Source organism: Bacillus sp. RC242 (assembly GCF_044908245.1).
GTDB classification, from domain to species: domain Bacteria; phylum Bacillota; class Bacilli; order Bacillales; family Bacillaceae_G; genus Bacillus_A; species Bacillus_A mycoides.
The window spans coordinates 32,389-52,012 of record NZ_JBIYCZ010000008.1 but is presented as its reverse complement, the minus strand read 5'-3'; the positions used below and the strand labels follow the sequence as shown (position 1 = coordinate 52,012).

The 19,624-nt window shown below is 36.3% G+C and carries 21 protein-coding genes and 3 other annotated features (1 of these 24 cut by a window edge); of the genes, 15 read left to right on the top strand and 6 right to left on the bottom strand.

What is annotated here, in order from left to right; genetic code table 11:
- Window positions 1-43 precede the first annotated feature (43 nt).
- From ABH957_RS16455 to ABH957_RS16400, 12 genes are all read left to right on the top strand, one after another.
- Window positions 44-1,072 carry a glyceraldehyde-3-phosphate dehydrogenase gene (locus ABH957_RS16455; protein WP_002088923.1) on the top strand — a complete coding sequence of 343 codons (1,029 nt, stop codon included), beginning with the start codon at window positions 44-46 and terminating at the stop codon, window positions 1,070-1,072.
- A 388-nt stretch (window positions 1,073-1,460) separates the two neighbouring features.
- A complete protein-coding gene (gene speD / locus ABH957_RS16450; RefSeq protein WP_002003660.1) occupies window positions 1,461-1,844 on the top strand; it encodes an adenosylmethionine decarboxylase in 384 nt (127 codons plus the stop codon).
- Window positions 1,845-2,040: 196 nt separating this feature from the next.
- Window positions 2,041-2,502, top strand: a complete 462-nt coding sequence (gene nrdR, locus ABH957_RS16445; protein ID WP_001203686.1) for a transcriptional regulator NrdR — start codon at window positions 2,041-2,043, stop codon at window positions 2,500-2,502.
- A gap of 145 nt (window positions 2,503-2,647) precedes the next feature.
- Window positions 2,648-4,054 carry a replication initiation and membrane attachment family protein gene (locus ABH957_RS16440; RefSeq protein ID WP_113935711.1) on the top strand — a complete coding sequence of 469 codons (1,407 nt, stop codon included), beginning with the start codon at window positions 2,648-2,650 and terminating at the stop codon, window positions 4,052-4,054.
- A gap of 33 nt (window positions 4,055-4,087) precedes the next feature.
- Window positions 4,088-5,026 carry a primosomal protein DnaI gene (gene dnaI, locus ABH957_RS16435; protein ID WP_354656657.1) on the top strand — a complete coding sequence of 313 codons (939 nt, stop codon included), beginning with the start codon at window positions 4,088-4,090 and terminating at the stop codon, window positions 5,024-5,026.
- A 389-nt stretch (window positions 5,027-5,415) separates the two neighbouring features.
- Entirely contained in the window at window positions 5,416-6,297 is an 882-nt protein-coding gene (gene ytxC / locus ABH957_RS16430; protein WP_404443557.1) for a putative sporulation protein YtxC, read from the top strand.
- Between the two features lie 31 nt (window positions 6,298-6,328).
- Window positions 6,329-6,556: a binding site (T-box leader), on the top strand.
- Between the two features lie 48 nt (window positions 6,557-6,604).
- The gene (gene thrS, locus ABH957_RS16425) at window positions 6,605-8,542 is read left to right on the top strand and encodes a threonine--tRNA ligase (protein ID WP_002034275.1); all 1,938 of its coding nucleotides are present in this window, start codon (window positions 6,605-6,607) and stop codon (window positions 8,540-8,542) included.
- 206 nt (window positions 8,543-8,748) lie between these two features.
- Window positions 8,749-8,869: a sequence feature (ribosomal protein L20 leader region), on the top strand.
- A 63-nt stretch (window positions 8,870-8,932) separates the two neighbouring features.
- Complete coding sequence (gene infC / locus ABH957_RS16420; RefSeq protein ID WP_002015470.1) at window positions 8,933-9,436, top strand: translation initiation factor IF-3; 504 nt, start codon at window positions 8,933-8,935, stop codon at window positions 9,434-9,436.
- 21 nt (window positions 9,437-9,457) lie between these two features.
- A complete protein-coding gene (gene rpmI / locus ABH957_RS16415; RefSeq protein ID WP_001125945.1) occupies window positions 9,458-9,658 on the top strand; it encodes a 50S ribosomal protein L35 in 201 nt (66 codons plus the stop codon).
- A gap of 38 nt (window positions 9,659-9,696) precedes the next feature.
- The gene (gene rplT, locus ABH957_RS16410) at window positions 9,697-10,053 is read left to right on the top strand and encodes a 50S ribosomal protein L20 (RefSeq protein ID WP_001138364.1); all 357 of its coding nucleotides are present in this window, start codon (window positions 9,697-9,699) and stop codon (window positions 10,051-10,053) included.
- Window positions 10,054-10,721: 668 nt separating this feature from the next.
- A complete protein-coding gene (locus tag ABH957_RS16405; protein WP_002015469.1) occupies window positions 10,722-11,213 on the top strand; it encodes a dUTP diphosphatase in 492 nt (163 codons plus the stop codon).
- Between the two features lie 69 nt (window positions 11,214-11,282).
- The gene (locus tag ABH957_RS16400; protein ID WP_002088917.1) at window positions 11,283-12,368 is read left to right on the top strand and encodes a M42 family metallopeptidase; all 1,086 of its coding nucleotides are present in this window, start codon (window positions 11,283-11,285) and stop codon (window positions 12,366-12,368) included.
- Between the two features lie 41 nt (window positions 12,369-12,409).
- On the opposite strand, the gene ABH957_RS16395 is transcribed toward ABH957_RS16400, so the two are convergent.
- Window positions 12,410-13,027, bottom strand: coding sequence for a TetR/AcrR family transcriptional regulator (locus tag ABH957_RS16395; RefSeq protein ID WP_404511821.1), 618 nt, complete (start codon window positions 13,025-13,027; stop codon window positions 12,410-12,412).
- 296 nt (window positions 13,028-13,323) lie between these two features.
- Here ABH957_RS16395 and ABH957_RS16390 point away from each other — a divergent pair, with 296 nt between their 5' ends.
- Together ABH957_RS16390 and ABH957_RS16385 are read left to right on the top strand one after the other, a co-directional pair.
- A complete protein-coding gene (locus ABH957_RS16390) occupies window positions 13,324-13,977 on the top strand; it encodes an HlyD family secretion protein (RefSeq protein WP_002088916.1) in 654 nt (217 codons plus the stop codon).
- Window positions 13,978-13,989: 12 nt separating this feature from the next.
- Window positions 13,990-15,783: a DHA2 family efflux MFS transporter permease subunit gene (locus ABH957_RS16385; RefSeq protein ID WP_002088915.1), complete on the top strand. Its 1,794-nt coding sequence runs from the start codon at window positions 13,990-13,992 to the stop codon at window positions 15,781-15,783.
- Window positions 15,784-15,804: 21 nt separating this feature from the next.
- Here the strand turns inward: ABH957_RS16385 and ABH957_RS16380 are convergent, their stop codons facing one another.
- The 5 genes from ABH957_RS16380 to sspI form a co-directional block, all read right to left on the bottom strand.
- Window positions 15,805-16,140, bottom strand: coding sequence for an ammonia permease (locus tag ABH957_RS16380; protein ID WP_404511819.1), 336 nt, complete (start codon window positions 16,138-16,140; stop codon window positions 15,805-15,807).
- Between the two features lie 24 nt (window positions 16,141-16,164).
- Window positions 16,165-16,536 carry a DNA-binding protein gene (locus ABH957_RS16375; protein ID WP_404443542.1) on the bottom strand — a complete coding sequence of 124 codons (372 nt, stop codon included), beginning with the start codon at window positions 16,534-16,536 and terminating at the stop codon, window positions 16,165-16,167.
- 142 nt (window positions 16,537-16,678) lie between these two features.
- Window positions 16,679-17,392: a CPBP family intramembrane glutamic endopeptidase gene (locus tag ABH957_RS16370; protein WP_404511817.1), complete on the bottom strand. Its 714-nt coding sequence runs from the start codon at window positions 17,390-17,392 to the stop codon at window positions 16,679-16,681.
- A 139-nt stretch (window positions 17,393-17,531) separates the two neighbouring features.
- Complete coding sequence (locus tag ABH957_RS16365; protein ID WP_367962333.1) at window positions 17,532-18,089, bottom strand: HD domain-containing protein; 558 nt, start codon at window positions 18,087-18,089, stop codon at window positions 17,532-17,534.
- Window positions 18,090-18,266: 177 nt separating this feature from the next.
- Window positions 18,267-18,476: a small acid-soluble spore protein SspI gene (gene sspI / locus ABH957_RS16360; protein ID WP_000009511.1), complete on the bottom strand. Its 210-nt coding sequence runs from the start codon at window positions 18,474-18,476 to the stop codon at window positions 18,267-18,269.
- Between the two features lie 82 nt (window positions 18,477-18,558).
- On the opposite strand from sspI, the gene ABH957_RS16355 reads away from it, so the two are divergent.
- The gene (locus ABH957_RS16355) at window positions 18,559-19,356 is read left to right on the top strand and encodes a TrmH family RNA methyltransferase (protein WP_002015458.1); all 798 of its coding nucleotides are present in this window, start codon (window positions 18,559-18,561) and stop codon (window positions 19,354-19,356) included.
- Between the two features lie 92 nt (window positions 19,357-19,448).
- Window positions 19,449-19,624 (top strand) — a binding site (T-box leader); it runs 53 nt beyond the window's last position.

Genomic DNA, 19,624 nt, shown 5'->3' with positions numbered 1-19,624 from the left:
TTGGAGATAAATAGTATAACGCATTCAAGGGGGATAACATATTATGACTCGTGTGGCAATTAATGGATTTGGACGTATCGGGAGAATGGTATTTCGTCAAGCAATAAAAGAAAGCGCATTCAAAATTGTAGCGATCAATGCAAGCTATCCATCAGAAACGTTAGCGCATTTAATTAAATATGATACAGTTCATGGAAAGTTTGACGGAACAGTGGAAGCATTTGAAGATCACTTACTAGTTGATGGGAAAATGATTCGCCTTTTAAACAACCGCGATCCAAAGGAGTTGCCTTGGAAAGATCTAGGTGTTGAAGTTGTAATTGAAGCAACTGGTAAATTTAACTCGAAAGAAAAAGCAATTCTTCATGTTGAAGCTGGAGCGAAAAAAGTTATTTTAACAGCACCTGGTAAAAATGAAGATGTAACAATCGTAGTTGGTGTGAACGAAGACCAATTAGATATTACAAAACATACTGTTATTTCAAATGCATCTTGTACAACAAACTGTTTAGCGCCTGTTGTAAAGGTGTTAGATGAGCAGTTCGGAATTGAAAACGGTTTAATGACAACTGTTCACGCTTATACAAATGACCAAAAAAATATTGATAACCCACATAAAGATTTAAGAAGAGCGCGTGCTTGCGGACAGTCTATCATTCCAACAACGACGGGTGCTGCAAAAGCGCTAGCAAAAGTTCTTCCACACTTAAACGGAAAACTTCATGGTATGGCACTTCGTGTACCAACACCAAACGTGTCTCTTGTTGATTTAGTAGTAGACGTAAAACGTGATGTAACAGTTGAAGATATTAATGAAGCATTCAAAACTGTTGCAAACGGTGCGTTAAAAGGAATTGTAGAATTCAGCGAAGAGCCTTTAGTGTCTATCGACTTTAATACAAATACACACTCAGCTATTATTGATGGTTTATCTACAATAGTAATGGGTGATCGTAAAGTGAAAGTGCTTGCTTGGTATGATAACGAGTGGGGCTACTCTCGTCGTGTTGTAGATCTTGTAACGTTAGTTGTTGATGAATTAGCAAAACAAGAAAATGTGCAACATATTTAAGTGAAATAGAGAGAGGGCAAGTAAATATTTGCCCTCTTTTTTTATTTTTTTCTGAAAAGGGAAAAAATTATATGAATATATTTTCAAATAGTGGACATACCACGAAACGTTGGGATTACTGTATTCGTGAATCATTAATTTTTTTTAGGGAAAAGTAAAGAGGAAAATATGACAGAAAATCGAAAAAACTGTTGTTGCAAAATGAAAATAAACAAAGTATACTAACACTCGTAAACTTAAGAGCTGAGGTACGTAGTCACTACTTAAAGGGTTAGGACCTCTCTGGACTAACTTTCCCCCGTGGTAGTGGAGCAAGCCAAATTGCAAATTAGTTTTCAATTCGAACAGTTAGAATAAATTTACAAGGGGGAACTGTAGAATGGATACTATGGATACGATGGGTCGTCACGTGATTGCTGAACTTTGGGATTGCGATTTCGACAAGCTTAATGACATGCCGTATATTGAACAATTATTTGTGGATGCAGCACTAAGAGCTGGTGCTGAGGTACGTGAGGTTGCTTTTCATAAATTTGCACCACAAGGTGTAAGTGGAGTAGTAATTATCTCGGAATCACATTTAACAATTCATAGCTTTCCGGAGCACGGTTACGCAAGTATTGATGTTTATACTTGTGGGGATCGTATTGATCCAAATGTTGCTGCAGAATATATTGCAGAAGGTTTAAACGCGAAAACGCGTGAGAGCATCGAGCTTCCTCGAGGCACTGGTAGCTTCGAAATTAAGCAGAGAGAAACAAAAGCTCTTTAAAAAAGAACATAATTGATTTAAAATGTAAAGAGGTGTATAATGCACCTCTTTTTTAGTTTATATAAAATAGGATCATGATATGTAATAACTTAGAGTGGTCATTATAGAAGAATGAGTTATATAATATTGTATATATATTTTCACATGTAGGTGAGTAGCGAAAGAATAAAGATTATAGTGTAAAGGAGTGAATGAATTGCGTTGTCCATCCTGTTTTCATAATGGAACAAGAGTGTTAGATTCGCGTCCGGTAGACGAGGGGCGCTCTATTCGAAGAAGAAGAGAGTGTGAAAGTTGTTTAAGTCGCTTTACGACCTTTGAAAGAGTAGAAGAATCACCTCTTATCGTTGTTAAAAAAGAAGGAACACGAGAAGAGTTTAATAAAGAGAAAATTTTACGCGGTTTAATTAAAGCGTGTGAAAAAAGACCTGTATCTTTAAGGCAGTTAGAGGAAGTAACACAAAGTGTGGAGCGTGAACTTCGTAACTTAGGTATATCAGAAGTGAAAAGTGATATGATTGGTGAAATTGTTATGGAAGAACTTCGTGATATTGATGATGTTGCTTACGTACGTTTTGCTTCTGTGTATCGTCAATTTAAAGATTTAAATGTATTTATTGAAGAATTAAAAGATATACTGCAAAAAGAGAGAGAGTAGAAGGAATCTCTTTATATACTGTAAGTAAACGAGATAAGAGAGCTAGAAGCGGAAGCTAATAGCTCTTTTTCGCTAATAAATTATATAATAAAGATAGAACGAGTGAAATGTAGGTTAGATTGGATGAGAGAAAGGAAAAGCAAGAATGGAAAAACAGTCATGGATGGAGCTATTGCCGATTGATCGTTATAAAGTAAGTGCGAAAGGGTTGTTACATAATTACGACCGGAAAGTATTAACGATGTTGTATCAGCCGTTAATAGGTAGTAGAGCTTTTAGCTTATACATGACACTATGGGGAGAGTTAGAGCAAGATCGTGTGTTTGGAAAAGAGAATACACATCACTCCCTTATGGTGACTATGCAAATGCAACTTCCTGAAATATATGGGGAACGAGTAAAGTTAGAAGCGATTGGTCTTTTAAATGTATATATTAAGAAAGAAAAAGATATTCGAATGTTTATATATGAATTGCAACCACCTTTATCTCCGAAGCAGTTTTTTGATGATATTGTTTTAAGTATCTTTTTATATAATCGCTTGAGTCGGACAAAATACAACCAAGTAAAGCAATATTTCTTAGAAGAAGAATTCGATTTTGGTTCTTATGAAAATGTTACGCGCTCCTTCAACGATATATTTGATTCGTTTAACCCAGGTCAGTTTGAATATGCGCAAGAAGAACTGCGTATCCCGAAAACGACAATTATGCCAAGTAACGAGAATGGGGATGCTCCGAAAGTTTGGAACGACTTCTTTGATTTCTCTTTATTTGTAGACGGACTATCAGCGCTTGTTCCTAAAAAGGCGATTACAGATCAAGTGAGAGAATGTGTTATTACACTCGCTTATGTGTACGGTGTGGATGTGTTATCGATGCAAAATATCGTTCTTGGCGCAGTGACAGAAGTGCAAACAATTGATATCGAAAGGCTTCGGAAGGGAGCACGCGATTGGTATCAATTCGAAAATGGTCAAGCGTTACCTGTATTAAGTGAAAGAGTGCAACCTCATGCTGCTCGTACAATGAAAGAGAAAGAGCCATCTACGCAAGAAGAGATGCTAATGAAGCAGTTAGAGGAAATCTCGCCAAAACAACTATTGAAAGAGATTTCAGGCGGTGCAGAGGCGACGAAAGCGGACTTGCAAATCGTTGAGGATGTAATGATAAATCAAAAATTAACGCCAGGGGTTGTGAATGTACTTATTTATTACGTTATGCTACGCTCAGATATGAAGCTTGCTAAAACGTATGTCGAGAAGATTGCTGGACATTGGGCGCGAAAAAAGGTCGGTACAGTAGGCGAGGCGATGGCGCTAGCAAAAGAAGAGAATCGTCAATATCAAGAGTGGGCTGAGACGAAGAAAAAAGGTCGTACAGCGAAGAAAACAGTGCGAAAAGAAATGGTACCAGATTGGCTTAAGGAAGAGTCGAAAGAAGAAGAGAAAGAACCTGTAAAAAATGACGTAAGTGCGAAAAAAGATGCAAGTACGTTAGAAGATGAACGGAAACGATTAGAAGAAGTATTGAAAAAATATAAGCGTGATTAATAAAATAAAATGAACGCTCTTTGAGGTGAGAAAATGGAGCATATTCAAAATTCATTTACGAAATTAATGGAAAATAAAAACTTTAAAAATAGATATGAAGTCTTAAAGGCAGAAGTGATGGCGCACCCTCGTGTGAAAGAATTTATAGACGAACATAAAGGTGAAGTAACGACTTCTATGATTGAACGAAGTCTTGTGAAGTTATATGAATATATTGGACAAAGTGTAGGGTGTGCGGATTGTCCAGATTTAGGGTCATGTAAAAATATGCTACAAGGATATGAGCCGAAGCTCGTCATTCAAGGTAAGATGATTGATATTCAATACGATCGTTGTATTAGAAAAGTAGCATATGATGAGAGAAAAAAATATGAAAAACTCGTTCAAAGTGTATATATGCCAGTTGACATTTTGCAGGCAACTATGGGAAATTTAGACCCTTCAGATTTAGATGCACGTATTGATGCAATAGGTGCAACGAATGAATTTTTAAACACATACGAACCAGGTAAAAAAGCACAAGGTTTATATTTGTACGGTAAATTTGGTGTAGGGAAAACGTATCTTTTAGGGGCAATTGCAAATGAGCTTGCGCGAAAGAAAATTAGTTCGATGCTCGTATACTTCCCTGAATTTTTACGTGAAATCAAAAGTTCGATTCAAGATAATTCGATTAGCGGAAAGATTGATGCTGTCAAACGTGTACAAGTATTAATGTTAGATGATATCGGGGCAGAAGCGATGTCAAGTTTTGTACGTGATGATGTACTCGGTGCAATCTTGCAATTCCGTATGTTGGAAAACTTACCGACGTTCTTTACATCTAACTTTGATTTCAAACAGTTGGAACATCATTTAACGTATACACAGCGCGGTGAAGCAGAAGAGATGAAAGCAGCCCGTATTATGGAACGAATTAAATATTTAGCGAAGCCAATCCCAATTGGCGGGAAAAATCGTCGTAATAAGTAAAGAGCGAGCTGAGAAGCTTGCTCTTTTTTATCCCGCTATTGGCGGGCAGTAAGACTCCCACCTCAAAATTCGGCTGTAAAGCAAAGAAGTTAGGTGGGAGCCCTGCTGCCCGTAAAAGCCCGATTGGTGCGGGCTAATAATCAGTGGAGGATGGACAAAACCTCCACTGATTAAAGCTTCACTTTATTTTAATCATTTTTTCAGAGTAGCTTGTATCATTTTTTTCTCCCTCCCTTAATATATATAAAATTAGCAAGCCATATCGAGTGGATGTTCTAACGATGGGAGATAGGTTTCTACTAAGAGTGAACTTCCATAGATCGGACTCTTATAGGATTTGTAACGTATAGATGCAATCCTTTAGAGCGGGGATAAAAGGGGGGACAAAAGTGATTGAAATTTGCTTCGAAGAAAAAAATGATGCTGTGTACGTATACAGACAACTAACGAAAAGAACAGAATCCTTATATAAGGAAACAAGTGTATATTTAAATGAACAAAAGGTTGTTATTCATATACCATTATGTGAATCAAATTATATTGAAAAGATTTTATTGCCAGTATTACTATATTTCATTATGAATGTGAAACAAAATGAATGGATTCATACCATTTTAAAGGAAAAGTTTTTTTATGAAGAACAAGAAGAGTGTCATCAAATATTGCATATGGCACATGAGATTTTAAAGGAAAGAAGAAAAGGAGTAGCTAGTGATTTAACACGTCAAAAATTTGAATCTTATATTGCGTCGTCTTTGAATGAATGGCTTTGTGATCCGCTCTCATTCTCGTTTTCATCATACGTTCGTTTTCGTCTTCGTACATATAGGGAAATGGTAACTAAGCTTGCTGAAGTTGCAATTGATGAGTATAAGATGGAGCAGGAATACCAAATATTCATTGAGACACTTCGCCAACAAGTAAGTAGCCGGAAATCACGTTTGTCCTGTGTACATCTTATTTTTGATGAAAGTTTTATTTTCTATGATGATAAAGGTAGGCGTTTAAAACAGGAGAAATTGGTTCAATATATAGATGAAGAATTATTAAAGAAACAGGATGTATATATCGATACGAAAGTAATTGCACCACTTCTTTCTATTTCGCCGAAAAAGATTTATTTATATACGAAAAAACAAGATCATAACATGATTGTTACTTTGCGAAATGTATTTCAAGAACGGGTCCAATTACATGGTTTGCATGAGTTTGAGCGCAATGTGAAAAATTTAAAAAATAAAGGTAACGCCCTTGATTTTCTAAGTTTTTGAGCATATAATTACCTACATAAATGAAATATATTGAAATGTCATGATGAGGACATGAGTAGTTATCTACGATTTTCAGAGAGGGAAGCCTTAGGGTGCGAGCTTCCTAGTACGGGATTATTACTTACCACCTCTAAACTTTAGCAGTGAACGTTTTTCTAGTAATTGCTAACGGACAACACCGTTATGTTGAACTTGAGCAATTAACAATAAGGTTAATTGGAACAAGGGTGGAACCACGAATTCAACACTCGTCCCTTTTTATGGGATGAGTGTTTTTTATTTTGAAAAAAAAGAGGAGTGACCAGTGATGGCAGATGTAGTTAAAATTACTTTCCCTGATGGAGCTGTGAAGGAGTTTCCAAAAGGAGTAACAACTGAAGAAATCGCAGCTTCTATTAGCCCAGGCTTAAAGAAAAAAGCTGTGGCTGGAAAATTAAACGATGAGATGATTGATCTTGTTACACCAATCGAAGAAGATGGTGCAGTTTCTATTATTACATTAGATTCTGAAGATGGCTTATATATTTTACGCCACTCAACAGCTCACCTTTTAGCACAAGCGTTAAAACGTTTATATAAAGATGTTAAGCTTGAGCTTGGCATTGGTCCAGTAATCGAAAATGGCTTCTACTACGATATTGATATGGAAGAAGCAATTACGGTTGAGGACTTCAAGAAAATCGAAAAAGAAATGCAAAAAATCGTGAACGAAAACTTAGAAATCGTTCGTCATGAAGTACCACGTGCAGAAGCACTTCGTCGCTTTGAAGAAATCGGCGATGAGTTAAAATTAGATTTAATTAACGATCTTCCAGAAGATGCAGTTATTTCAATCTATGAGCAAGGCGAATTCTTCGACCTTTGCCGTGGTGTTCACCTTCCATCTACAGGGAAGATTAAAGTGTTTAAATTATTAAGTGTTGCTGGTGCTTACTGGCGCGGCGATAGCAATAATAAAATGTTACAACGTATTTACGGTACTGGATTCGTTAAGAAAGCAGAATTAGATGAGCACTTACGTATGCTTGAAGAAGCGAAAGAGCGCGATCACCGTAAATTAGGTAAAGAGTTAAAACTATTTACTAATAGCCAAAAAGTAGGACAAGGTTTACCACTTTGGTTACCAAAAGGTGCAACAATTCGCCGTATTATCGAGCGTTACATCGTTGATAAAGAAGCAAGCTTAGGCTATGATCACGTATACACTCCAGTATTAGGAAGTAGAGAACTTTATGAAACTTCTGGTCACTGGAACCATTACCGTGATGGCATGTTCCCATCAATGGAAATGGATAATGAAGAGTTAGTTCTTCGTCCAATGAACTGCCCTCACCATATGATGGTTTATAAAAACGATATTCACAGCTACCGTGAATTACCAATCCGTATTGCGGAACTTGGAACAATGCACCGCTATGAAATGTCTGGAGCATTATCTGGATTACAACGTGTACGCGGAATGACTTTAAATGATGCGCACATTTTCGTTCGTCCAGATCAAATTAAAGAAGAATTAAAACGTGTTGTAAACTTAACGTTAGAAGTGTACAAAGATTTCGGTTTAGAAAACTATTCATTCCGTCTATCTTATCGTGACCCAGCAGATACTAAAAAGTATTATGCTGATGATGAGATGTGGGAAAAAGCACAAGGTATGTTAAAAGAAGCTATGGATGAAATGGGTCTTGATTACTATGAAGCTGAAGGTGAAGCGGCATTCTATGGTCCGAAACTTGACGTTCAAGTTCGTACTGCTCTTGGAAAAGACGAAACACTTTCAACTGTACAATTAGACTTCTTACTTCCAGAACGCTTTGAATTAACTTACGTTGGTGAAGACGGTAAACAACATCGTCCAGTTGTAATTCACCGTGGTGTTGTATCAACTATGGAACGTTTCGTAGCCTTCTTAATTGAAGAATACAAAGGCGCATTCCCAACTTGGTTAGCTCCAGTTCAGGCGCAAGTAATTCCAGTTTCTCCGCAAGTACATTTAGACTATGCGAAGAAAGTACAAGATGAATTACGACGTGCTGGTATCCGTGTTGAATTAGACACTCGTGAAGAGAAAATTGGTTACAAAATCCGTGAAGCACAAATGCAAAAGATTCCGTACATGCTTGTAGTAGGTGACAATGAAGTTACTGAAAATGGCGTTAACGTACGTAAATATGGTGAACAAAAATCAGAAACAATCGCATTAGATGCGTTTGTTGACATGATTAAGGTAGAAGGAAAACGATAAGAAAGAGCCGCGGTATACCGCGGCTTTTTTATGTATAATAAAAAAGAAAATCTAGAAAAAATAACCAAACAATACTTATCATAAAAAAGTATTGCAAGTATGCTGGTTGTTTGTTACAATATTTCTTGTTGTTAGTAAAACACATCGCGTCTTCTTGACAGACGTCATGTCCTATGATAAACTCATCAAGGATAATAGAATATGGTTTTGACAAGTAGAAGCACCCGCTTCTCACCTGATGGACGCATTCGCAGTTAGCAGGTAAATGTATTTCTTACTAGAGATATTACAAGTGTGGGTGCCGTGTGCCCGCACTTTTTTTGTTCGGGTTCTACAATTGCAAAACGTATTCTAAGAAAACCTTGGAGGTGGCTTACTATTAGCAAGGATATGATGATTAACGAGCAAATTCGTGCACGTGAAGTACGCTTAGTTGGCGCAAACGGCGATCAACTTGGAATCAAGTCTCGTAATGACGCTTTAGACTTAGCTGCAGGTCTTAATCTTGATTTAGTATTGGTTGCTCCAAATGCGAAACCACCAGTATGCCGCATTATGGACTACGGTAAATTCCGCTTTGAGCAACAGAAGAAAGAAAAAGAACAGCGCAAAAATCAAAAAGTAATTAGCATGAAAGAAGTTCGTTTAAGTCCAACAATTGATGAACATGACTTTAACACAAAACTTCGTAATGCTGTCAAGTTTTTAGAGAAAGGCGACAAGGTTAAAGCGTCAATTCGCTTTAAAGGACGTGCCATTACTCATAAAGAAATCGGTCAACGTGTTTTAGATCGCTTCTCAGAAGCTTGTGCTGAAGTTAGTACAATTGAATCTAAGCCTAAAATGGAAGGACGTAGTATGTTCTTAGTTTTAGCACCGAAAAACGATAAGTAATAGATAGAGGAGGAAATACCTATGCCTAAACAAAAAACTCATCGCGGCGCTGCAAAGCGTTTCAAAAAGACTGGATCTGGTAAACTGAAGCGTTCTCACGCTTACACAAGCCATTTATTCGCTAACAAATCTACAAAAGCTAAACGTAAACTACGTAAAGCTGGTGTAGTTAGCGCTGGTGACTTCAAACGCATTCGTCAAATGCTTGACAACTTAAAATAAGTTCGGCTGATATATAGAACAAACTAGGAGGTAATATTATGCCAAGAGTAAAAGGTGGTACAGTTACTCGTCAACGTCGTAAAAAAGTTATAAAATTAGCAAAAGGTTACTACGGTTCTAAGAGTACATTATTTAAGGTTGCTAACCAACAGGTTATGAAATCTCTAATGTATGCATTCCGTGACCGTCGTCAAAAGAAACGTGACTTCCGTAAATTATGGATTACACGTATCAACGCAGCAGCTCGTATGAATGGTCTTTCTTACAGCCGCTTAATGCACGGTTTAAAAAATGCTGGCATCGAAGTTAACCGCAAGATGCTTGCTGACTTAGCTGTTCATGACGAAAAAGCTTTCGCTGAATTAGCAACAGTTGCAAAAAACAACATTAACTAATTGTTTAAAACCTTAGAAGATTTTCTTCTAAGGTTTTTTTATTTGCATTTATTGTAAAATCCTCCACTTATTATCGTTATTTCTTGCTCAAGTATATTAAGATGTGCTTGTAAGAACTTTTGTAACGATAACGAGGAGGCTTTTACATGAAAGTAGGAAAGATTAACGGATGTGTCGTTATCGATATGACAAAATCAATATAAAAGCTATAGCGATATAAAAGAATATATATATAAAGTCAGGAGAATCCTCCTGACTTTTTTTATCCCGCTATTTGCGGGCAGTAAAACTCCCACCTCAAAATTCAGCTGGAGCAAAGAAGTTAGGTGGGAGATCAACTGCCCGTAAAAGCCCGATTGGTGAAGGCTAATAATAAGTGGGGATGAACAAAACCCCCCACTTATTAAAGTTTCACTTTATTTGAACTCATTCGTGAGAAGTGCATCTTTCCTAGCAGAAACGACACTGCTATAATGGAAAGATGATATGGAACTTTCATCAAGTGAACAATATATGAGTGATGATTGAAACGTATTTGCAAATTAAGGACAAGCTATCTTTATAAGATGTAGGTAGCTGACTTGTTAATAAGAAACGAAAAATAATAATGAACTTTGAGATGAAACAACATTGTTGCGGAAAATGCGATGTTGGAGGAGGACAATAGAATGGACTTACTACAACTATTTAAATTACAAAAAGAATTAGATGACCGTATTGTGAAAGAACATGACTTACAACCGAAGAAATTGTTAAAAGAAAAAATGTTAGCTCTTCTTGTAGAAATTGGAGAACTTGCAAATGAAACACGTTGTTTTAAATATTGGAGCAATAAACCAGCTTCAGAACGTGAAGTAATATTAGAAGAATACGTAGATGGTTTGCATTTTATTTTATCAATCGGAATCGATTTAGGAATTGATAAAAACTTCTTATTCTATAAATGTGCGCAAACGAATAAAACACAAGTGGAAATTTTCTTAGACACATATGCGAAAGTAATTCGTTTTACAGATCAACCTTCTATTACGAACTATATTGAACTATTTACAAGCTATCTTCGCCTTGGACAAGCGCTTGAATTTGAACAAGATGAAATTGAAAAAGCATATTTAGATAAAAATGAAGTAAATCATCAGCGTCAAACACAAGGATACTAATTTAATTTTTGAATATTTCAATTTCCTTTTGTATAATAAAGTGACTGAAGAAAAAGGAGGGTGTTGGCAATGATAAAATTAGACGAGACATTGACAATGCTAAAAGAATTAACAGACGCACGCGGTATTGCGGGTAACGAGCGCGAACCACGTGAAGTAATGAAGAAATATATTGAGCCGTTTGCAGATGAACTTTCTACTGACAATTTAGGAAGTTTAGTTGCGAAAAAAGTTGGGGAAGAAAACGGCCCGAAAATTATGGTTGCAGGTCATTTAGATGAAGTTGGCTTTATGATTACGCAAATTGATGACAAAGGCTTCCTTCGTTTCCAAACGGTGGGTGGCTGGTGGTCGCAAGTTATGCTTGCACAGCGCGTAACGATTGTAACGCGTAAAGGAGATGTAACAGGTGTAATTGGTTCAAAACCACCGCACATTTTACCTCCAGAAGCTCGTAAAAAGCCAGTTGAAATTAAAGACATGTTCATTGATATTGGTGCTTCTAGCCAAGAAGAAGCGATGGAGTGGGGCATACGACCAGGAGATCAAGTTGTACCGTACTTCGAATTCCAAGTGATGAAGAATGAAAAGATGTTACTTGCAAAAGCATGGGATAACCGAATTGGTTGTGCAATTGCAATTGACGTATTAAAACAATTAAAAGATGAAAAGCATCCAAACGTTGTATACGGCGTTGGTACTGTACAAGAAGAAGTTGGTCTTCGTGGTGCGAAAACATCTGCAAACTATATTAAACCTGATATCGCATTCGCTGTAGATGTTGGTATTGCTGGGGATACACCAGGTGTAACGGCAAAAGAAGCGCAAAGTAAAATGGGCGATGGACCGCAGATCATTTTATATGATGCTTCTGTTATAGGTCATACAGGTTTACGTGATTTCGTAGTTGATGTTGCTGATGAATTACAAATTCCATACCAATATGACTCTGTAGCGGGCGGGGGAACGGATGCAGGAGCAATTCACATTTCTGTAAACGGTATTCCGTCTATGGCAATTACGATTGCGACACGCTACATTCATTCTCATGCAGCGATGTTACATCGTGATGATTATGAAAACGCAGTGAAGTTAATTGTGGAAGTTATTAAACGTCTTGATAAAGAGGCTGTACATAACATTACATTTAATTAATAGAAAAAAGCGAAGGATAATTTCCTTCGCTTTTTCCATTTTTAAAACGGTCGTTCTAATCCTGCTGCAGTATGGGCTCCTAAAATAATTAAGCGAGTTAATTGCATTGCCATGAAATGCGGGGTATAAATCATGCCTCTTTTTAACCATGACATAATCATTCCGATATGAGCCCCTGTAACATAACTAATAAGAATGTCACGAGGAACCATGAGTTCTTCATCATCAGGTTGTGAAATAGATAAGCTTAATGTTAAATGTGTTTGGACTGTTTTCATCATTTTATAAGAGTAGTTTCCAGCGGCTTTATCACCAAGCATAACGTTATAGAAGTTCACATTTTCTGCTATATGTTCAAACAAAGCTAAAAATGTTGGATGCGGTGAATCAAAAGTGAGCTGAAAATCTTCTTTATTTCGATTTTGTGGTTTAATTACTTCAGCTAATTTTTCTAACATTTCTTCTATGCTTTTGTCTAATAAATCATATTTATCATGGTAATGGCTATAAAATGTAGCGCGATTTACAGGAGCACGTTCCGCGATATGTTGCACAGTTACATTTTCGAAGCCCTTTTCGCCTACTAAATCGACAAAAGCATCCTGTATGAGTTGTCTCGTTCGTTTTACACGTGGATCATTTGTATTTTTAATAGACATTTTTACTTCACCTCGTTTAATTTTTTGAATTTAAACAACACATGTATAGTGTAATGTTGTTTAAACAACATATAGGTTTAAATTGTTGGTTGTAGATTCGGGATAATTATTTATAATTATAAACGATAGTCCTTTAGAAATCAGCACCGCTAGGATGCAGACAAAACATAGTTTGCATCGTAAAAGGTGTGCTTTTTTTGTTTAAAGGTTAATATAATTAACAATTAAACAATATAAACACTAAGGGTGTAAATAGTTTAGAAAAAAATTATATGCGATATAAGGAGAGGAATGCAATGAATCAGTTTCGAAGAATGGTAATTATCAACATTATCACATTAATTGTATTAGTTGGCGGCGGTATTGGCGGTTATTACTATTACAATCAATCGGAAAACTATTTAAAAACAGAAAATGCAAAGATTGATGGGAAAGTAATCCCAATTGCATCACCAGTAGCAGGTAAATTAACAGACTGGAAAGCTGAAGTAGGAAAAAACTACAATGAGAACGATAAATTAGGTGCGGTTACTGTAGCAGGAGCAAATGGTGAGCAAACAGTAGATGTAACAATTCCACAAAATGCAACAGTTGTACAATCAAACGCAACAACTAATGCGTTCGTTGGAGCAGGAAGCCCAATTGCTTATGCATTTGATATGAACAATTTATGGGTAACAGCAAATATTGAAGAAACAAATATTGATGATGTTCAAAAAGGCCAAACAGTAGATGTGTATGTAGATGCATACCCAGATACAACGTTAACAGGAAAAGTAGAACAAGTTGGATTAACAACGGCGAATACATTCTCGATGTTACCATCAAGTAACTCAACAGCGAACTATACGAAAGTAAAGCAAGTTGTACCAGTTAAAATTTCTTTAGATCATAGTAAATCAGTAAATATTGTTCCTGGAATGAATGTGTCAGTTCGTATTCATAAGTAAGGGGGAGATGAGATGTCCTCAATTGCAATTGTAGGATATGCACTATTTTGTATAATCGTCTTCTTCCTTATAAATCGTCTTTTACGAAAGAAAAAAACGAATGTGGGAGAAGAACAAGTCCCAGCCGTAAGTAAGATAGAAGTAAGTCAAGCAGAAACAGTAGAGAAAGAACTTGAACAAAAACAAGAAACAGAAGCTTCTAACGTAGTGGAATTAGAAACAGGGAAGCAAGAGCAAGTAAAACAGGAAAAAGAAATGCTGAAGAGACAATTGCCGGTAGAGAATGTGAATGTAAAAGCAGTTGTAGCTGTATTAATTCTCGGTATGTTCGTTTCTATTTTAAACCAAACGATCATTAATGTTGCACTGCCTCCATTAATGAACGAATTTAACGTATCAACTTCAACAGCACAATGGCTAATTACAGGCTTCATGCTTGTAAACGGAATTTTAGTACCAATCAGTGCATTTTTAGTTTCACGGTTTACGTATCGTAAATTATTCATAGCAGCAATGTTATTCTTCACTGTAGGATCTATCATTTGTGCTACATCAGGAAACTTCACAATGATGATGACGGGCCGCGTTATTCAAGCGGTTGGTGCAGGTATTTTAATGCCAGTTGGTATGAATATCTTCATGACATTATTCCCGCCTAATAAACGCGGAGCAGCTATGGGACTACTTGGGGTAGCGATGATTTTAGCACCAGCTATCGGACCAACTGTAACAGGTTGGGTAATTGAAAACTATAGCTGGAACTTAATGTTCTATGGGATGTTTGTTATCGGTTTAATTATTACGTTCTTATCTTTAAAATTCTTTACACTAGCTCAGCCAGTGTCTAAAACAAAGTTAGATGTATTCGGTGTTATTAGTTCAAGTATTGGACTAGGTAGCTTACTGTACGGATTTAGTGAAGCTGGAAATAATGGCTGGACTAGTGCAGAAGTTGTTATAACACTTATCATCGGTGTCATTGGTTTAGCTGTATTTATTTGGAGAGAGTTAACAACAGACAATAAAATGCTTGATTTACAAGTGTTTAAATATCCGACGTTCACTTTCACATTAGTAATTAACGCGATTGTAACGATGGCCTTATTCGGAGGTATGTTATTACTTCCAGTATACTTGCAAAACATTCGCGGTTTTACACCGATGGAATCTGGTTTATTATTACTTCCAGGATCATTAATTATGGGGATCATGGGACCAGTTGCAGGTAAACTATTTGATAAGTATGGTATTCGTCCGTTAGCAATTGTCGGATTAGCCATTACAACATTTGCGACATATAAATTTACAACCTTATCGATGGATACACCGTATAGCGTTATTATGACGGATTATATTATACGCTCAATTGGTATGTCATTCATTATGATGCCAATTATGACAGCTGGTATGAATGCACTGCCGATGAAATTAATTTCTCACGGTACAGCAACGCAAAATACGTCAAGACAAGTAGCTGGTTCAATTGGAACAGCGATATTAATCACGCTTATGACGCAACAAACTACTGCTCACGTAGCGGATTATGGCAATATGTTAACAACGTCAAACCCGATTTTAGTTGATAAAGTACACGGTATGGGCCAAAGCTTAGCGGCATTAGCCGGATCAGCTCAAGCAGGAGATGCGATGAGTACACAACTATTATTCGGACAAATTTCAAAGCTATCTGCAATTAACGGTATTAACGATGCCTTCTTAATTGCGACAATACTCGCAGGTATTGCTTGGGTGTTATCGTTCTTCTTACCATCAGGCAATAAACCAAATAGAAAAGCAGGGAATTAATTTCCCTGCTTTTTTGTCTTTTTAAAGAGTGAGATATAAAAAATGATAACCAGCTACGGAGCACAGCCCTGTTATAAACAAAATTGTTCCCATAGCACGAATGCTGGATATTTGTCTTCCGCTTATAATAGCTAATAGTCCAGCTAAAGAGAAGAAACACCAATATAAAGTTCCTGAAATTGGAACCATCCCCTCTAAATCTATTCCAAAACCTATACAAATGATAGGAACAAAGATAAGCGATATGCTAATCAAACCAGCTATAATAGTAAGTGATTTACGATATTTAATGCCAGCAATAATTAAAAAAATGCCAACGATGAATTGGCATAACATCCAAGTTAATATTCCAAACACTTCTGTATTACCTCCGATAAAATATTATATATAGAATGAATCCCCTACAGACATAAGTACCCAGAAAATAACCCCTAATATGCCAGCGATAAAAATAATGAATCCCATATTACGTATACTTTTAATCTTTGCCTGTAATCCATTTAATCCTGCCAATAATCCAGTTAAAGAAAACAGTATCCAATATAAAGTAGTTGAAATAGGGAGGATCGTATCGCTATTCACCCCCATGCCCCAAAAAACAAAAGGTAGTGTGACAAAAGATAGGATAAGTAGCCCCATTAAACCCACAAATAATTTAAGATGTTTAATGCTAGTAATAATTAAAAAAATACCACCGGAAAATCCGCATAAAACAAGAAGTGGCATATAAAAAATCCAAAGTAAGCTCGACATAAATAATCTCCTTCTATGGTGATGAGTTATATTTTACTACATGAGGTTTATTTTGGATGTTATTAATAAATATGTATAAATTGATAGAAATGAGAAGTGATGATACGAATTAATAAAAGAGGTATCGCGATGACACCTCTTTCTAATTCAAGAATGCTAACATATTATTCATAATATGAAATAACATAGCTGGAATAATGGATTTTGTTTTTTTACATAAAATAGCCATTAATAATCCCATGAAGAAAGTAATTACCATTACTCCAAGTGAGTATGTATGAGCGATACCGAAGAAGAAGCTTGTTATGATGGCTGCAATCCAAAATGGAAAGCGCTCTGAGAAGAAGCGAAGTATAAAGCCACGGAAAATAAGTTCTTCAAAAATTGGTGTGAGTATAGCGAAGCCGAGAAGTAATAATATTTGATACTGCTTAAAAACGTCTAAGTTTAGTGCGGAAGATTGCTGCTTCGTTGCGTCTTGGAACACATAATTTAACAAGATGTAATTGAGTATAATGTTTATAGCGAAGAAAAGAAGTAAGTATACGTATGTACGCCATTCTTTAAGTACTTTAAAGTTAAAAGATTTTAGTAGTAATTTTTTTGCGGGTTCGAATTTAAAAATGAAGAATAACAACACGGCTAGTTGTAATACGATACTTGCAGTATTTGCAATAGATTCATACAGGGCAATTTGTTTTTTATCTGTAAGACCGGCTGTATAAATTGTTAAGGGCATTGCGAGGAACACAGTAATAAGTCCGGTTCCGAAAAAAGCGAATAAAACGGAGCTAATAAATTGTCCCCATGACATAGAGTATTGCTGCTCATTAGAAAGTTGTGTAACGGGTTGCATTTGTAAAATCACCTCTTTATATTTGTATATTTAATTATAAAGTATTTTGCTTTTGAGTGTAATATTTAAATATTACATATAAAGGTGTATTTTTCGCAAAATAATAAAAGAGGTATCACCCTATAGTGATGCCTCTTTCTCATTGATAACTATGTTCTGCTTTATTGTTCGATTTCGATTGCTCTATTTGTAATTCACGCTCGACCAATCGATCTAACTGCTGAATTGCTTTAAGTGCTTTTTCATAAGAAATCGTTCTATAATGATGCGCTCCGCCCGGTTCTTCATCTGCTTCGTCTGCCCATTTAATAATGTTTTGAAGAGATGTTCTTTCAATTTCTTGCTGTACTAAGAAAGAATCTGTATGAAGAAGAATCGCAATAGAAATTTCTTTTGCTAGTTTAGGATGTTCTCCTAATCTAATAAGCAATTTATGAGATCTTTCTGCTCCTTTAATCGCATGTATATCATTCTTTTTATACAAGTCATAGTCCCATTCGCCGCCTGTGTACCACGTATGATGTCCGATATCATGAAGGAAGCCAGCCTTTGTCGCAGCATCGACTGAGGCGTGATGCTTTTTGGCTAAGTGAAACGCATGGTAAGCGACAGCAATCGCGTGGACCATTCCAGAACGGTTTACATATTTTTGCGTAATGTGATGTTTAAAAATTTGTTCAAGCGTAATACGGTGCATAAAACATTCACTCCTTTTATCCAATGATGTATATGAAGAAAATCGATCGGTTTAAATGTATTTTGAACATTGTACTCCATCAATCAGCGTTAGTAAAGTAGAAATGTTTAGGAGAAGAAAAATTTTATAGACATAAAAGGTCACCTTAGTTTTTTTTCTAAGGTGACCTTTTATTGCTTATTTTTTTAATCCTTGCTCCAGTGTTCCTAACATTTCGTGTTTTTCATTTTCATCAGCATTTTTCCAAATGACTTCGAATAAAACGCCAAGACCTGGAAGCATTTTTTCTTCACCGCTTTGAATTGCATCGACAATCGTTTCTTGTAATTGATCTTGTGAATTTCCAGATACATTCGCTAATACCGCGCCGCGTAAATTAAAACTCATTATCTTCACCTCTTCTTCAGAATTGAAACTGACGTTAGTTTTTGTTCTTTTTTATGTAAATATGTATGAAAAATAGGCTATAATGATAAGACAAGAAGAGAGGGAAATACATATTATGAAAAACATTGATTCAGTACAAAACCCGCGTGTGAAGCAGTGGAAAAAGCTGCAGACGAAAAAAGAGCGCGATAACAAAGCTTTATTTTTTGTAGAAGGATTCCATTTAGTAGAGGAAGCGTTAAAGGCAGGAGTTGTAACAGAACTTATCGTTTCAGATCAGACAGATCTTCCGAAAGATTGGACAGTTAATGATGTTGAAATGTATATTGTGCCTGAAGCAATTGTAAAAGTACTTCGCGAAACAGAAACAACGCAAGGTGTATTTGCTGTTTGTGAGAAACATGAGAAAGAAGTAGCTCTTACTGATGGGAAATTTCTTTTATTAGACGGCCTTCAAGACCCAGGTAATTTGGGAACGATTATTCGTACAGCGGATGCAGCGGGTATTCATGCCGTTGTGCTTGGAGAAGGGTGCGTTGATGTTTATAATAGTAAAGTACTACGATCTACACAAGGTTCTATTTTCCACTTACCGGTTGTGAAAGGGAACTTAGAAGAATGGGTAGACAAGTTAAAAGAAAATAACGTCCCTGTATATGGAACAGCTCTTGAAAATGGAGTTCCATTTGGTGAAGTAACCCCGGCTGGAAGTTTTGCATTAATTGTAGGGAATGAAGGAAGCGGCGTACGCCAAGAAATTCTTGCGAAAAGTGATCAAAACTTGTATATTCCGATTTACGGCGGGGCAGAATCATTAAATGTTGCGGTTGCAGCAGGGATTTTAACGTATTATTTACAAAGCCCAGTTGCGAATCGATAAAAAACTTTTTATAATAAGTTGAAGTGCATGTTCATAAAAAAGTGGTGAAATGAGTATCGAACTTTTTTGAACATATAATAAAAGTATATTAATGAAAAACGTTGATAGAGAAGAGTAGCTTACAAAATCGCCATATAGGGAGAGAGTGCCGTAGACTGAAAGCATTCTTATGGTAGATGGAAGTGAATTCACCTCTGGAGTTGGCGCCAGGACCATTTATATGTAAAGGCGTTCCGGTCAGAATTGATCGTTATAACTAATGAGTGGG